Annotated in this window: 13 protein-coding genes; 7 read left to right on the forward strand and 6 right to left on the reverse strand. The window is 69.7% G+C overall.

The window, feature by feature from the left end:
* Nucleotides 1-43: 43 nt before the first annotated feature.
* The 3 genes from ACY35P_RS12680 to ACY35P_RS12690 all read left to right on the forward strand — a co-directional run bounded on the left by ACY35P_RS12680 (nucleotide 44) and on the right by ACY35P_RS12690 (nucleotide 2,551).
* Nucleotides 44-295 carry a transaldolase family protein gene (locus ACY35P_RS12680; RefSeq protein WP_462116210.1) on the forward strand — a complete coding sequence of 84 codons (252 nt, stop codon included), beginning with the start codon at nucleotides 44-46 and terminating at the stop codon, nucleotides 293-295.
* A gap of 202 nt (nucleotides 296-497) precedes the next feature.
* Entirely contained in the window at nucleotides 498-1,187 is a 690-nt protein-coding gene (locus tag ACY35P_RS12685) for a hypothetical protein (RefSeq protein ID WP_462116198.1), read from the forward strand.
* Nucleotides 1,188-1,219: 32 nt separating this feature from the next.
* Nucleotides 1,220-2,551 (forward strand): XVIPCD domain-containing protein, encoded by a 1,332-nt coding sequence (locus ACY35P_RS12690; RefSeq protein ID WP_462116199.1) that lies wholly within the window; start codon nucleotides 1,220-1,222, stop codon nucleotides 2,549-2,551.
* Nucleotides 2,552-2,592: 41 nt separating this feature from the next.
* On the opposite strand, the gene ACY35P_RS12695 is transcribed toward ACY35P_RS12690, so the two are convergent.
* The 4 genes from ACY35P_RS12695 to rpoH all read right to left on the reverse strand — a co-directional run bounded on the left by ACY35P_RS12695 (nucleotide 2,593) and on the right by rpoH (nucleotide 5,078).
* Nucleotides 2,593-3,057: a metallophosphoesterase family protein gene (locus ACY35P_RS12695; protein WP_462116200.1), complete on the reverse strand. Its 465-nt coding sequence runs from the start codon at nucleotides 3,055-3,057 to the stop codon at nucleotides 2,593-2,595.
* A gap of 78 nt (nucleotides 3,058-3,135) precedes the next feature.
* A complete protein-coding gene (locus ACY35P_RS12700) occupies nucleotides 3,136-3,729 on the reverse strand; it encodes an RNA 2'-phosphotransferase (RefSeq protein WP_462116201.1) in 594 nt (197 codons plus the stop codon).
* Nucleotides 3,729-4,061, reverse strand: a complete 333-nt coding sequence (locus ACY35P_RS12705) for a hypothetical protein (protein WP_462116203.1) — start codon at nucleotides 4,059-4,061, stop codon at nucleotides 3,729-3,731. The genes ACY35P_RS12700 and ACY35P_RS12705 overlap by 1 nt, the downstream gene beginning before the upstream one ends.
* A 129-nt stretch (nucleotides 4,062-4,190) precedes the next feature.
* Entirely contained in the window at nucleotides 4,191-5,078 is an 888-nt protein-coding gene (gene rpoH / locus ACY35P_RS12710) for an RNA polymerase sigma factor RpoH (RefSeq protein ID WP_462116204.1), read from the reverse strand.
* Nucleotides 5,079-5,299: 221 nt separating this feature from the next.
* Between rpoH and ACY35P_RS12715 the strand changes: the two genes are divergently transcribed.
* Nucleotides 5,300-6,337 (forward strand): LacI family DNA-binding transcriptional regulator, encoded by a 1,038-nt coding sequence (locus tag ACY35P_RS12715; protein WP_462116205.1) that lies wholly within the window; start codon nucleotides 5,300-5,302, stop codon nucleotides 6,335-6,337.
* Between the two features lie 3 nt (nucleotides 6,338-6,340).
* On the opposite strand, the gene ACY35P_RS12720 is transcribed toward ACY35P_RS12715, so the two are convergent.
* Together ACY35P_RS12720 and ACY35P_RS12725 are read right to left on the reverse strand one after the other, a co-directional pair.
* Nucleotides 6,341-8,008 carry an alpha-amylase family glycosyl hydrolase gene (locus tag ACY35P_RS12720; protein ID WP_462116211.1) on the reverse strand — a complete coding sequence of 556 codons (1,668 nt, stop codon included), beginning with the start codon at nucleotides 8,006-8,008 and terminating at the stop codon, nucleotides 6,341-6,343.
* Nucleotides 8,009-8,031: 23 nt separating this feature from the next.
* Nucleotides 8,032-9,537 carry an MFS transporter gene (locus tag ACY35P_RS12725; protein WP_462116206.1) on the reverse strand — a complete coding sequence of 502 codons (1,506 nt, stop codon included), beginning with the start codon at nucleotides 9,535-9,537 and terminating at the stop codon, nucleotides 8,032-8,034.
* 266 nt (nucleotides 9,538-9,803) lie between these two features.
* On the opposite strand from ACY35P_RS12725, the gene ACY35P_RS12730 reads away from it, so the two are divergent.
* The 3 genes from ACY35P_RS12730 to ACY35P_RS12740 form a co-directional block, all read left to right on the forward strand.
* Complete coding sequence (locus tag ACY35P_RS12730) at nucleotides 9,804-11,417, forward strand: alpha-glucosidase family protein (RefSeq protein ID WP_462116207.1); 1,614 nt, start codon at nucleotides 9,804-9,806, stop codon at nucleotides 11,415-11,417.
* 4 nt (nucleotides 11,418-11,421) lie between these two features.
* Entirely contained in the window at nucleotides 11,422-14,142 is a 2,721-nt protein-coding gene (locus ACY35P_RS12735; protein WP_462116208.1) for an alpha-1,6-glucosidase domain-containing protein, read from the forward strand.
* Between the two features lie 4 nt (nucleotides 14,143-14,146).
* On the forward strand, nucleotides 14,147-15,039 hold an 893-nt coding region (locus ACY35P_RS12740; RefSeq protein WP_462116209.1), incomplete at its 3' end, for a glycoside hydrolase family 97 N-terminal domain-containing protein.

Raw genomic sequence — 15,039 nt, forward strand, 5'->3', positions numbered from 1 at the left:
CTGCTGCCGGCCGGCGGCAAGCCGCTGATCGCAGATCACCGCGCTGGCGGGCTGCGACCGTCTCACGATCTCCCCCGACCTGCTCGGCGAGATGCAGGCGAGCGAGGCGCCGCTCGCGCGCGCGCTGGTCGCCGACGGCACCCGCGACACCGCGCCCGCTCGCATCGACGAAGCTGCCTTCCGATGGCAGCACAACGAGGATGCGATGGCGACGGAGAAGCTCGCGCAGGGCATCCGCAACTTCGCCCAGGACCAGGTCAAGCTGGAGCAGTTGCTGGCGGACCGGATAGGCTGAGGCCTCGCCATCGCCGCCCCAGGACGGGGCCATGCATCTGCCAAGGACGTGCACGAACATCCCTAGCTGCCCCGGGTACTCGCTACGACTGCCGCATCGGCCGGTCTCGGCGAGCGGGCGATGCTGTCCCATATCACAATCGGCCTGTCGCTGAGGGTCGTCGTTGTGCGCACACGTTTCATTTTTCTCAAGGAGGACGACCATGAAGCGCCCTATATTTTCTCTTTTCCTGGCCGGAGCAGCGCTCGTCGCATGCTCCCGGGAAACAGTCGCGCCCCGTAGCACCGCCGACGCCCCGGCGGTGCCCGACATGCACGCCGGCGACGCCGGGACGACCTCCCGCGGCACCGAGGCGAGCGCCTCCCGCGAGCACCGCGAGCCCGTGACTCGAGCATCGGCCCGCGCTGCACACGCGTCCACCGCCCAGTCGGAGGGTGCCGTGTACCGCAACGATGGCTGTGCGGGTGGCACTTCCACCCTGTTCGCATGCCGTACCGCTGGAAGTGGAAAGACGGCTGCGCTGTGCATGCGCGGGACCTCGGCGGAGACTGCGTTCTACCGCTTTGGCACACCGACGCATGCAGAACTGCGTTACCCGGCCAACGAAGGAGCGGTGGACGCGTCATTCCACCGCACGTCGCTCCTATTCGCAGGCGCGACCGGTGGCTATGCCTATTCGTTCGACGTCACATCGACGACCTACGCGCTGTATTCGATCTCGGGCGATGCGGGGCTTGCACGCGCGGGCGTCGCTGTCTTCAACAGGTCGGGACAGAAGATCGCGGATCTTGCCTGTGCCATGGAAACGCTGGAGGAAAGCGATTCGGTGGACGTGATCCGGGTGACCCGTGAGTGGTCCCCGGACCCCCGCGTCGCGAAGGGCCTGCAGTAGCGTCCGCGTATCAACCATCAAGGAGGAAGGACATGAGCACGAACGGGAATGACGTGTACCTGCTGCAAGCGGCCCGGCAAGCCGGCATCACCGACCTACGAGAACTGGCCAATTTCATGGGCCAGATCCAGGTGGAGTCCGGCGGATTCCGCAGCATGACGGAGAGCACCCGCTACTCGGCGACGCGCCTGCTGGAGGTCTTCGGCCCGTACACGGACCGCCATGGCCGTTGGCACGATGGTCGCAACGGGTTGACGACACTAGCGGAAGCACAGGCAATCACCAGCAGGGGACCCGAGGGCATCGCTGAGGCGGTCTACGGCGGACCGTGGGGAGCACGCAATCTGGGCAACACAGAGGCCGGAGACGGTTGGAAATTCCGCGGACGTGGCTATGTCCAGCTGACCGGGCGCGACCACTACGAGGAGGTGGGGCGCAAGCTCGGCATCGATCTGGTGGGCCATCCCGAGCGTGCAGCCGAGCGGGAGATCGCCGCGAAGATCGCAATTCTTTATTGGAATGAACGTGTCCGCGCGAACGGACATCAGACGGACGTGCCCGCGGCCACACGCGACATCAACGGCGGCCAGAACGCATTACGGCACCGGATCGACGCGGCAGACGAGTGGAACCGCCGCTTCCGTGAGGGCTACCTCGACCGCTTGGCGCCCATTGCACAGGGCGCCAGCGCGCTGCCTCCACACACGCCCGTGTCACACGGGCGCCCAGGAGCGATGGCAGATGGTGCGTTGACGACGGGGGAATCGGGCCCGCAGGTTCGCGCCCTGCAGCAGCATCTCGATCGCTTGGACTATCGCGACGAACAGGGCTCGCTACTGCCGGCGAATGGCCGATTCGACGCCGCGACGCTGTACGCCGTACGGCGCTTCCAGCACGACCACGGCCTCAACGATCAGGGCTACTTCGGACCTCTCACGCAGAAGGCACTGCAGGATGCCACTGCGCGGCTGGTGACGTCCGCCGGGCACCCGCACCATGCGCTGTACGAGCAGGCGCTCGAAAAGGTACGGGAGGCCGAGCGCGCCAGGGGCACCACGCCCGGTCCGCACAGCGAGCGTATCGCCGCCGCGCTGACGACCGAATTGCTGCGTGAAAACATTACCCGCGTCGATCGCGTCGAGTTCAACGCGACGAATACACTCGTGCGCGCGGTGCAGGTGAACCCGATGCGCGACGAGCCGGGGCTCAACCGCACGACCGACGCGATCAGCGCGCCGCAGGCGAGCCGGCAGTCGGTGGCGGAAAGCAGTCGCGAGATGCACGCGGTGGCGGTGAAGCTGCAGGCGCGGCGGCAGGACCCGCAGTTCACGCCGGCGCGTCCGCAGCCTGCACCCGCGCATTGAGACCCGACCGCCGTCCGGCACGCCGGACGGCGGTCGGTGCCTCAGGCGTCGAGCAGCAACGGAACGATGCGCGCGTCAATCCGGCCCACATCGATCACCAGCTCCGCGACGGTGATCGGCAAGCTGAAGCGTCGGCGTCCCGCGCTGCCCGGGTTCACCTGAAGCACGCCATCGCGTCTTTCGATCGACGGCTTGTGCGAGTGCCCGGCGACGATCACCGCGACCGCTTCGCCCGGCGGATGCCCCGCGAGCGTCTTGAGGTCATGCAGCATGTAGATCGCGATGCCGCCGAGCCGGACGATGCGCGTGTCGGGCAGGTCGCGTGCCCAGGCGGCGGTGTCGTTGTTGCCGCGGATCGCGTCGACGGGCGCGAGCCGGGCCAGCTGCTCGAGGATCGCGGGATCGCCGATGTCGCCGGCGTGGAGGATGTGGTCGCTGCCGCGCAGGGCGTCGACGGCTTCGGGGCGCAGCAGGCCATGGGTATCGGAAATCAGCCCGATGCGCATGCGTGCCTCCCGATAGAGGCTCGTGCGCAACGTTCAGGAGCGCCGGCTCCATTGCCCGGCACTCGCCGCCTGCAATCCCTAGCCGCGGTCATCGACGGTCGCGATATCGGACGAGCGCGCCCCGCCGGTGTCCGGATACTCGATGAACATACGCGGCACACGGTCGACCAGCCAGACGCCATTCTCCGAGCGATGGAAGACGTGGCCCGCCGTGCGCATCGCGTGCGCATGGATGCCGAGCACGGCGGGCATGCCGTGGCGGGCGCCGACGCGCCGCGCGGTGTCGAGGTCGGTCGACAGATGCACGTGGCGACGCCGGCCCGGGTGCAGGCCGTCGCGCAGGATCGAGCGCAGGAAGCGGGTCGCGGTGCCGTGGTAGAGCCGCGCGGGCGGCTCCACGGGCACCAGCCCGAGGTCGATGTCGATCGAATGGCCCTGGTTCGCGCGGATGCGCAGGCCCTGGGCATCGAAGGCATAGCGTTGCTTGTCGTTGCTGTCGACGACTTCGCGCAGCAGCGCATCGTCGAGCGCGACGCCATGGCGGTTCGCCCGCTCGATCAGCGCGTCCACGTCGGCCCAGCCCGAGGCGTCGAGGTCGAGCCCGATCGACCCAGGCGCATGCCGCAGCACGCGGCTCAGGAAACGGCTCGTGCGGACAAGCTCGCGGCGCATCAGTGCCGGCGGTCGCTGCGGCGTCCGAACAGGCGGGCGAGGCCGCGCGGGCGCGTGGAGGCATCGCCGCGACGCGCCTGCGCCGCCGACGCGGTGTCGTCGACGATCTCGCCCAGGCGCGTGTCGAGTTCGGCGATGAGTTCGTCGAGCACTTCGCCGCTCGAGCGTTCCGGCCAGCGCTGCAGCGCCTCCATGCCCATCTGCACAAACTGCGCGCGCGTCTCCGGGGGCAGGTCGAGATGGTGCTGCTCGAACCACCGATCGAAGCGAAGGCTGACTTCGCCGGCGGCCGTGACCGCATCGACGTGGATGGGCGGCGTGGACGGGTCCATGGCGCGACTCGGAACGGGTGCTCCCGTATAACGCAGCGCGCCGCGACGATGCGTGAGCGACGCTGCGGACGCCCCAAAAGAGAACGGCCCGGTTTCCCGGGCCGCCCACCAGAACGCCGTGCGATGCGATTACGCGGCGAAGAGCGCGCGCATCTTCTTGAGCGCGTTCGCCTCGATCTGGCGGATGCGCTCGGCAGAGACGCCGTATTCGTCGGCGAGTTCCTGCAGCGTGATCTTGTTCTCGCTGTCGAGCCAGCGGCGCTTGACGATGTCGCGCGAGCGCGCGTCCAGCTCGGCGAGGCCTTCGCGCAGCACGTCGAGCTGGCTGCCCTCCTCGTCCTCGCGCTCGTAGAGCTGCGACGGATCCTCGCCCTGCGCCGCGAGATACGCGACCGGGCTCGGCGGGCCGTCCTCGTCGCCGTCGTCGGGCGCGTCGAAACCGATGTCGCGACCGGACAGGCGCGACTCCATCTCGACGACCTCGCGCTCGGACACGTTGAGGTCCGCGGCGACCGCGCGCACTTCCTCCGCGTTGAGCCAGCCCAGGCGCGTCTTGCTCTTGCGCAGGTTGAAGAACAGCTTGCGCTGCGCCTTGGTCGTGGCGACCTTGACGATCCGCCAGTTCTTCAGGATGAACTCGTGCATCTCGGCGCGGATCCAGTGCACCGCGAAGCTGACCAGGCGCACGCCCTGGTCGGGATCGAAGCGCTTCACCGCCTTCATCAGGCCGATGTTGCCTTCCTGCACGAGGTCGCCGAGGCCGAGCCCGTAGCCGTTGTAGCCGCGGGCGACGTGCACGACGAAGCGCAGGTGCGAATGCACCAGCTCGCGGGCGGCGTCGAGGTCCTCGTGGTCGCGGTAGCGGCGCGCGAGCGCCTGCTCGTCGTCGACGCTGAGCACCGGGATGCGGTTGACCGCACCGATGTAGGCCTCGAGCGAGCCCAGCGGGCTCAGGCCGGCCAGCGAGGCGACCGGGAGGTTGTTCGGAACGAGAGCGGTGGCGGCTGTCGTGGTCATAGGCTCTAGGTTAGCAGTCGGGTCCTTTGACTGCTAAAGGGCCCGGAAGTTCCGGAGTGTTGCAGTGCTGGAACGGCTGACCGGACAGGATGCCGATTGACCTGTTCGCTGCGGGTAAAACCGGCCGTACCGGCCTGAACAACGACGATGCGGGCGCCCCCGCGCCTTTTCCAGCCCTGACCGATGGCAGGGGTGCGGGCGGCGGCTACACTCCGGCCGGAATGACCAAGAAATCCAGGCCCACCTCCTTCGACATCGCCTACCGGGCCGGCGTCTCCCAGGCGACGGTCTCGCGGGTGCTCCGCGGCAGCCCGCTGGTGAACGAGGAGACCCGCAAGCGGGTCGAAGCGGTGGCCCGGGAGCTCAACTACAAGGTCGACCGCCGCGCCTCCAGCCTGCGGACCCAGAAATCCGGCACCCTCGCCCTGCTGCTGTTCGAGGACCCGACGCCCGACGAGTCGCACATCAACCCGTTCTTCCTGGCGATGCTCGGCTCGATCACGCGCGCCTGCGCCCGCCACGGGCAGGACCTGCTGGTCTCGTTCCAGCAGCTGTCCGAGGACTGGCATTCCGACTACGAGGACACGATGAAGGCCGACGGCCTGATCCTGCTCGGCTACGGGGACTACGAAACCTATCGGCACAAACTCGATGCGCTGGTCGAGCGCGGCACCCACTTCGTGCGGTGGGGCAACGTGGCGCCGGGCCAGCCAGGGGTCTCGATCGGCTGCGACAACGAGCACGGCGGGCGGCTGGCCGGCGAGCACCTGATCGCGGGCGGTCGTCGCCGCATCGCCTTCCTCGGCCACGCCTCCAGCCACTACCCGGAATTCCTCGACCGCTACGCCGGCTGCGGCCAGGCGCTCGCCGCCGCCGGGCTGGACGGGATGGATCCGCAACTCCAGGTCGACGCCGAGACGAGCGAGGAGGCCGGCCACGCCGCCGCGCGCGAGCTGCTGTCGCGCGGCCGACCCTTCGACGCGGTCTTCGCCGCGAGCGACCTGATCGCCGTCGGCGCCATGCGCGCGCTGCGCGAAGCGGGCCTGCGCATTCCCGAAGACGTGTCGATCGTCGGCTTCGACGACATCCCGATGGCGCGCTTCGCGACGCCGCCGCTCACCACGGTCGTGCAGGACACCACGCGCGCCGGCCAGTTGCTCGTCGCCACGCTGATGCAACTGGTGCGCGAGGAAGCGGCCGAGAGCGCGATGCTCCCGGCGTCGCTGGTGGTGCGCAAGTCGTCGTTCGCGGCGACCTGAGCCTCAGCGCCGCGACTTGCGGGCCTCGGCCTGCTGCAGGTCCGCCCGCAAACCGGGATCGGTCACCGGGCCATCCAGCACGAAGACCTCGACGCCGTGCGCCGGCACCGTTGCCGTGAGCGCGCCGCCGGCCGCGACGGCGATGCTCGCGCCGCCGATCTGCGCCTTCCACGTGCCCCGCTGCAGCCGACGATCGATCCGGAACTCGGTCGGCCGCGCGCCCTTGTTGAGCAGCACGAGCGCGGTCTGCTGCGCATCCCGGGTCTGCAGGACGCGGTAGAACGCCGCGCGGTCGCCCTTGAACTCGAGGTTGAGCTGCAGGCCGCGCTGCAGCGCCGGCGTCGCCTGGCGCACGCGGGCGATGCGGCGCAAGGCGTCATGGATCGCGTTGGACTTCGCCGATTCGATCCGCTTCTGGCCGAAGTAGTTGCGGTTGCCGGCGTGCTCGGCGGTGCCGCGCTCGAAGCCGATCTCCGAACCGTAGTAGATGACGGGGATGCCGCGCGCGGTGAACAGGAAGTTGTGGGCGTCGATGAACCCCGCATCGGTCGCGTCGAGCCGCGCCATGTCGTGGTTGTCGTAGAACGTCATCAGCTCGTACGGGTTCGCGTACGGGCCGTCGGTGAGGTAGAGGCGCTCGGCGATGCGTTCGAATCCGCCGCCCTTGCGTCCGAATACCTCGGCAATGCGCTCCTTTAGCGGGAAGTCGAGCACGCTCACGCCCGCGTTGCGCGGCAGCGTATGCGTGGCGATCGTCGCCGCGTCGAAGTCGAAGGCCTCGCCGAACATGAAGAAGCCCGGGCGCTTGCGGCGGATGCGTTCGCTGAAGGCATGCCAAAACGAATTCGGCATCCAGCCGATGGTGTCGATGCGGAAGGCATCGGCGCCCTCGTCGATCCACTTCGAATTCGCGCCGACGAAATAGTCGAGCACCGCGGGCTCGTTCTCGTTGAGGTCCGACAGCTGCGCGAGGCCGCCGCCGGTGTTGTACCAGCGATGCAGCGGATTGTTCGCGGGATCGAGCTTCGCGGGCGGCAGGTTCTGGTGGTCCGCCCGCAGCACGCCGTCCTCGAAGATCTGCCCGTACTTCGGCTGCGGCTTCGGCATCGAGTAGGCGGGCGAGCCGTGGTTGGCCACGATGTCGAGCACGGTCTTGAGCCCGTGCCGCTTCAGCCCGGCGGTGAGCCCACGGAAGTCGAGGCCGGCGCTCGGCAGGTGCTCGTCGAGGCGGTAGAAGTCGACGCCCCAGTAGCCGTGGTAGCCGGTCTTGCCGCGGTCGGTCCACATGCCGCCCCACTTCACGGGATCGCCGCCAGTGAAGGCCTCGTCGGGGTTGTCGACGATCGGCGTGATCCACACCGCGCCGAAGCCCATGTCGCGGATGTAGTCGGCGTTGTCGAGCAGGCCTTTGAAGTCGCCGCCCATGTAGCCGATGTTGTCGCTGCGGCCCTTGGGCGCGCCGGGCGTCGGCCGGTCGAACGTGTGGAGCACCCTGCCGCCCTGCTCGCGCTGGTCGTTCGACGGATCGCCGTTGACGAAGCGGTCGGTCACGACGAAATAGACCGCATCGCTCGCCAGCGGCTCGGTGGTGCCGACGAAGGTGCGCGCGCTCAGACGCGTGTCCGCTTGCTGCGCGGCCGCCGGCAGCACGAGCGACAGTGCGAAGGCCAGCGCGACGGGACGCGCGTGGCGGCTCACGACGCGGCCGCCAGGCGCGCCGCGCGCGGCTCGGGCTCGCGCACCCGAAGCACGCAGAGGCCGGCGACGATCATGCTGATGCCACCGATCGCGAGGGCATTGATCGGGTGGCCGCCGAAGACGCGCTCGACGAGGAAGCCGAGCACGGCCACCGCGACCAGCTGCGGGATGACGATGAAGAAATTGAAGATGCCCATGTACACGCCCATCTTCGCGGCGGGCACGCTGTCCGACAGCAGCGCATAGGGCAGCGACAGGATCGACGCCCAGGCGAAGCCCACGCCGACCATCGACAGCAGCAGCCAGTGCGGGTCGCGGATGAACATCATCGACAGCAGGCCGAGCCCGCCGAGGATCGAATTGACCAGATGCGTGCGGCGCAGGCCGATGCGGTGCGCCATGCGCGCGATGAAGATCGCCGCGACGGCCGCGAAGGCGTTGTAGGCCGCGAACAGCACGCCCACCCAGTTGGCGCCCTCGTTGTAGGCGGCCGACGTCGGGTCGGTGCTGCCGAAATGCACCGAGGTGACCGCGCCGGTGGTGTAGATCCACATCGCGAACAGCGCGAACCAGCTGAAGAACTGCACGACCGCGAGCTGCCGCATGGTCGGCGGCATGTCGTAGAGGTCGTCCATGATCTCGCCGAAGGCGCCGGTGCCGCGCACCATCGTGCGCACGAGCAGCGCGACGCCGTAGGCCGCGATCAGGCCGCCGAGGACGTAGAGCTGCTTGTCGAGCCCCCGCGCATAGACGAAGGCGAGCAGCGCGATGCCCGCCACGAGCCAGGCGAGCGCGCTCGTGCGCATGCGGGCCGGCACGCGCGGCCGCGGCGTGGCGGGCGGGGCCTCGTCCCAGCGGTCGAGCGCGTCCGGCGGGTATTCGCGGGTGCGCAGCACCGTCCACAGGATCGCCGCGAGCAGCACCACGCCGCCGAAGTAGAACGAGTAACGCACCGTGTCGGGCACCACGCCCTCGCCCGCCGTGTTGGGCACGCCGAGGTGGGTGAGCAGGTACGGCAGCAGGCTGGCGACGACCGAGCCCACGCCGATGAAGAAGCTCTGCATCGAATAGCCGGTGGCGCGCTGCGCGACGGGCAGCTGGTCGCCGACGAAGGCGCGGAACGGCTCCATCGAGATGTTGATCGAGGCGTCGAGCATCCACAGCAGGCCGGCGGCGATCCACAGGGCGGACGAGTTCGGCATCGCGAACAGCGCCAGCGTCGCGAGGATCGCGCCGACGAGGAAGTACGGGCGACGCCGGCCGAGGCGGGTCCACGTGCGGTCGGAGAAATGCCCCACGATCGGCTGCACGATGAGGCCGGTGAGCGGCGCGGCGATCCAGAGCATCGGCAGTTGCTCCATGTCCGCGCCGAGCGTCTGGAAGATGCGGCTGACGTTCGCGTTCTGCAGGGCGAAGCCGAACTGGATGCCGAGGAAGCCGAAGCACATGTTCCAGATCTGCCAGAACGTGAGCCGCGGCTTGGACTGCGAAATGGAATTCATGGACCGCCCTGTGGTGCGCCGTGTCGAGTGGCCAGTGTGACGCGAGGTTCGCGGCGGGCCGGTGTGCAATGCAGCATCGCCGCGTCGTGCCACGCCGCTACGACGCGACGTGGCGGCATGGTAGACAGCGCCCTGCCTGCACAAATCGCGCTGCAAACGTATTCAGCGCGGGCGCCGCGCGGCGGGCCGGCATGCTCCGCAGCCCGCGTGGAATCCTCCCGCGAGGACTGCGCGGCCCGCCGCGCCCGACAGGGGTTTGGCGAGCGATGACGAGCAAGCGCTGGTGGCGAGGCGCGGTGATCTACCAGATCTACCCGCGCAGCTTCCTCGATACCAATGGCGACGGCATCGGCGACCTGCCGGGGATCGTCGAGAAGCTCGACTACGTCGCGAGCCTCGGCGTCGATGCGATCTGGATCTCGCCGTTCTTCAAGAGCCCGATGGCCGATTTCGGCTACGACATCGCGGACTACCGCCAGGTGGACCCGATGTTCGGCACGCTCGAGGACTTCGATCGCCTCATCGCCAAGGCGCACGGGCTCGGCCTCAAGGTGATGATCGACCAGGTGCTCAGCCACACCTCCGTCGAGCATGAGTGGTTCAGGGAAAGCCGGCAGTCGCGCGAGGGTGCGAAGGCGGACTGGTACGTCTGGGCCGATGCCAAGCCCGACGGCAGCCCGCCCAACAACTGGCTGTCGATCTTCGGCGGCGTGGCCTGGCAATGGGAGCCGCGGCGGCGCCAGTACTACCTGCACAACTTCCTGGCCGACCAGCCCGACCTCAACTTCCACCACGCCGACGTGCAGCAGGCGCAGCTCGACAACGTGCGCTTCTGGCTCGACCGCGGGGTGGACGGCTTCCGTCTCGACGCGATCAACTTCTGCTTCCACGACGCGCAGCTGCGCGACAACCCGCCCAAGCCCGAGCACCTGCGCACCGGACGCGGCTTCTCGCCCGACAATCCGTACGCGTTCCAGTACCACCACCACAACAACACGCAGCCCGAAAACCTGCCGTTCCTGGAAGCCGTGCGTGCATTGATGGACGGGTATCCGGACGTCGCCGCGCTCGGCGAGATCTCCTCGGAGGATTCGCTCGCGACGATGGCCGAGTACGTGCGCCCGAGCCGGCTGCACATGGGCTATTCGTTCGAACTGCTCACCGACGATTTCACCGCCGCCTACATCCGCGACACCGTGAAGCGGCTCGAGGCGAGCATGGTCGACGGCTGGCCGTGCTGGGCGATCAGCAACCATGACGTGCAGCGCGCCGTGACGCGCTGGGGCGGCGCCGGCGGCAACGACGTGCTCGCGCGCCAGCTGGTGGCACTGGTGTGCTCGCTGCGGGGCTCGGTCTGCCTCTACCAGGGCGAGGAACTCGGCCTGCCCGAGGCCGACGTCCCCTTCGAGATGCTGCAGGACCCGTACGGCATCGCGTTCTGGCCGACCTTCAAGGGCCGCGACGGCTGCCGCACGCCGATGCCGTGGAACGGCGGCGCGCAGGCCGGTTTCAGCGACGGCACGCCGTGGTTGCCCGTTGCGGAATCGCACCATCCGCGCAGCGTCGCGAAGCAGGACGCCGATCCGGCGTCGGTGCTGAACGCGGTGCGCGCCTTCCTCGCCTGGCGTCGCAGCCGGCCCGAGCTCGTGGAAGGCGACATCCGTTTCCTCGACACCCCGGAACCGGTGCTGGCGTTCGTCCGCGAGCAGGCCGGCGAGCGACTGCTGGTGGCCTTCAACCTGTCGGGCGCGGCGGTCGACTGCCCGCTCGAATTCACGCAGCTGACGCCGCTCGACGCACCGGGCGTCGTGCACGCCCGCACCGAGGGCGGGCGCCTGCACCTGCCGCCGCATGGCGCCTTCTACGCCCGCGTCGGCTGAGGCCGTGTCCCGGGCGCGCCGCGGCCTCGCGCTGCTCGCCTGTCTCGCCTTCGCAGGCCTCGCGCAGGCCGCGGATCTCGACTGCGACGGCCCGGATCGCGCGCGCCTGCTGTCGCCCGCCCGCGATGCCCGCAGCGACGCACGGGCCTACTGGCTCGACGTCTCGACGCTGCGCTGGCCGGGGAAGGCGGTCGACGGTCGCTACCGGCTCGCCTGGTCCACCGACGCCGCGCTGTCCGCGCCACGCGGGGCGCACCTGGCCGGCGCGGACGGCTCGATCGCGCTCGTACGCGCCCCGGCGCCTCTGCCCGACGCGCTCGTGGCTGCCTACCGCTTTACCGGCCCCGGCGTCGAACTAAGCATCGACGCCGCGTCGTCCGCGACCGTCCGCCGCAACATCGCCGCGCAGTGGTGGCTGGTGCAGGAGGACGCCGACGGCCGCGTGCTGGACGCCACGCACGTCCAGTCGGCCGGGCTGCTCGATGCCGCGTTCGACGGCGACCGCGCAGACCTCGGCCTGCATGTCGACCGGGGATCGGCGCGCTTCGGCGTGTGGGCCCCGACGGCACGCCGCGTCGCGCTCTGCCTGTACGACGGCGAGTCCACGCCCTCGACCGCCGTCGACGCATTGCGCGCGGACGACACGACCGGCGCCTGGCACGGGCAACGCGACGGCGACCTGCGCGGCCTGCACTACGCCTTCCTGGTCGACGTCTACGTGCCCGGCACCGGCATCGTCCGCAACCGCGTGACCGATCCGTATTCGGTCGCGCTCGCCGCCGATTCGGTGCGCAGCGCGGTGGTCGACCTCGACGACGTCGCGGATCCGGTTCTCGCGCCACCGGGCTGGGCGGCGCACACGCGGCCGGCACCCGCGGCGTCGAACGTCGACATGGCGGTGTACGAGTTGCACGTACGCGACTTCTCGGTCGGGGACGCGAGCGTTCCGGCCGCGCATCGCGGTCGCTACCTCGCGTTCACCGACGCCGCCTCGAACGGCATGCGCCACCTGCGCGCCCTGCAGGCGGCGGGGCTCACCGACGTGCACCTGCTGCCCGTCTTCGACATCGCGACCGTGCCGGAACGCGGCTGCGTCACGCCGGCGATTCCGGGCGGCGCGCCCGACAGCCCGGCGCCGCAGGCTGCGATCGCCGCGCTCGCCGCACGCGACTGCTTCAACTGGGGCTACGACCCGTACCACTTCGGCGTGCCCGAAGGCAGCTACGCGACGTCGCCGGACGCCACCTCGCGCATCCGCGAGTTCCGCGCGATGGTGCAGGCGCTGCACGCACTCGGCCTGCACGTGGGCATGGACGTCGTCTACAACCACACGACCACGTCCGGACAGGCCGCCACGAGCGTGCTCGACCGCATCGTGCCCGGCTACTACCACCGCCGCGACGCGAACGGTGCGGTGACGCGCTCCACGTGCTGCGAGAACACCGCCACCGAACACCGGATGATGGCGCGGCTGATGGCCGACACGTTGGTGACGTGGGCGAAGCACTACGGCATCGACTCGTTCCGCTTCGACCTGATGGGCCACCAGCCGCGGGTCGCGATGGAACGCGCGCAGGCCGCGCTGCGTTCGGCGGTGGGTCACGAAGTTCCGCTGATCGGGGAGGGCTGGAACTTCGGCGAGGTGGAGAACGGGGCGCGATTCGTGCAGGCCGCGCAGGGCCGGCTCGACGGCACGCACATCGGCACGTTCAGCGACCGCGCGCGGGATGCGCTGCGCGGCGGCGGCTGCTGCGATGGCGGGCTCGACCTCGTGCGCCAGCAGGGCTGGCTGAACGGGCTCGTCGACGCGCCGAACGCGCAGGCCGACCCGAAGCGCGGCCGTACGGAGGCCCTGCATGCGGCCGACCTGGTGCGCGCCGGACTCGCCGGCACGCTGCGCGACTACCGGGCGACGCTGGCAGACGGCCGCACCGCGCCGCTCGCCGCGCTCGACTACAAGGGCCAGCCTGCCGGCTACGCCGCGCAGCCGGACGAGGTCGTCAACTATGTCGAGAACCACGACAACCTCACCCTGTTCGACCTGAATGCGCTGCGGCTGCCCGCGGGCACCTCGCGCGAGGACCGTGCGCGCGTGCAGGCGCTCGGCATCGCCATCGTCGCGCTCAGCCAGGGCATGCCCTACTTCCACGCGGGCATCGACGTGCTGCGCAGCAAGTCGCTCGACCGCAACAGCTTCGATTCCGGCGATGCCTTCAACCGGCTCGACTGGACGTATGTCGACAACGGCTTCGGCACAGGGCTTCCGCGCGAGGCGGACAACGGCAAGGACTGGCCGCTGCTCGCACCGTTCCTGCGCGATGCGTCCATCAGGCCCGCGCCGCGCGACATCGTGTGGACTCGCGACGTCTTCCGCGACTGGCTGCGGTTGCGGGCGGCGACACCGCTGCTGCGACTGCGCAGCGCGGAGGAGGTCGGCCGCCGGCTGACTTTCGCGAACACCGGCCCGACGCAGGATCCCGCGGTGATCGTCGGCCACCTCGACGGTCGCGGCCTCCCGAACGCCGGTGCCCGCGAGGTGCTCTACGTCGTGAACGCCGCGCCGACCCCGCGCACCGTCGCGCTTCCGGCCGAGGCGGGCAAGCGCTACGTCCTCCATCCGGTGCAGCGCAGCGGCGCCGACGCACGCGTCCGCGAGTCGCGCTGGGATCCGGCCGGCCGCGTCACCGTACCCGCCCGCACCGCCGCCGTCTTCGTCCTCGAGTGATGCCATGCGCCTTCGCGTCGCCTGCCTGATCGTCCTCGCCGTCCTGTCGACGCCTGCATTCGCGGCCACGGTGGCGAGCGTGGAATCGCCCGACCGCCGCCTGCGCGTCGAACTCGACGTCGACGACGGACGCATCGGCTACCGCGTGCTGCGCGATGGCGCGCCGCTGATCAACACGTCCCGGCTGGGCTTCCTGTTCCAGGACGCCGAGCAGCTGCAGCGCAACCTCGCATTCACCTCGCAGGCGACGCGCGCGTTCGACGAGACGTGGTCGCAGCCGTGGGGCGAGCGCCGGCTGACCCGCAACCACTACAACGAGTTGCGTACGCGCTTCACCGAGACGATCAACGCCAAGCGCGCCATCGACATCACGTTCCGCGTCTTCGACGACGGCATCGGCTTCCGCTACGAATTCCCCGACCAGCCGTCCCTGCACGACGTGCGGATCACCGAGGAACTCACCGAGTTCGACGTCGCGCGTCCCGCGTCGAAGGCGTGGTGGATCCCCGCCGGCGAGTGGAACCGTTACGAATACCTCTACAACACCACGCGGCTCGACCAGGTCGGGCAGGCGCATACGCCGATCACGACGCGTACCGACGACGGCGTCTATCTCGCGTTCCACGAGGCCGCGCTGGTCGACTACGCGGCGATGTGGCTGCGGCGGGTGGAGGGCCAGCGCCTGAAGACGCAGCTCGCGCCCGGCAGCGAAGGCTGGAAGGTGCGGCGCACCGCGCCGTTCGCGACGCCCTGGCGCACGATCACGATCGGTGACCGCGCCGGCGCGCTCGTGGAGTCGAGCCTCGTGCTCAACCTCAACGAGCCCAATGCGCTCGGCGACGTGAGCTGGTTCAAGCCCGCGAAGTACGTGGGCGTGTGGTGGTCGCTGCACCTCGA

Source organism: Lysobacter xanthus (genome assembly GCF_047159895.1).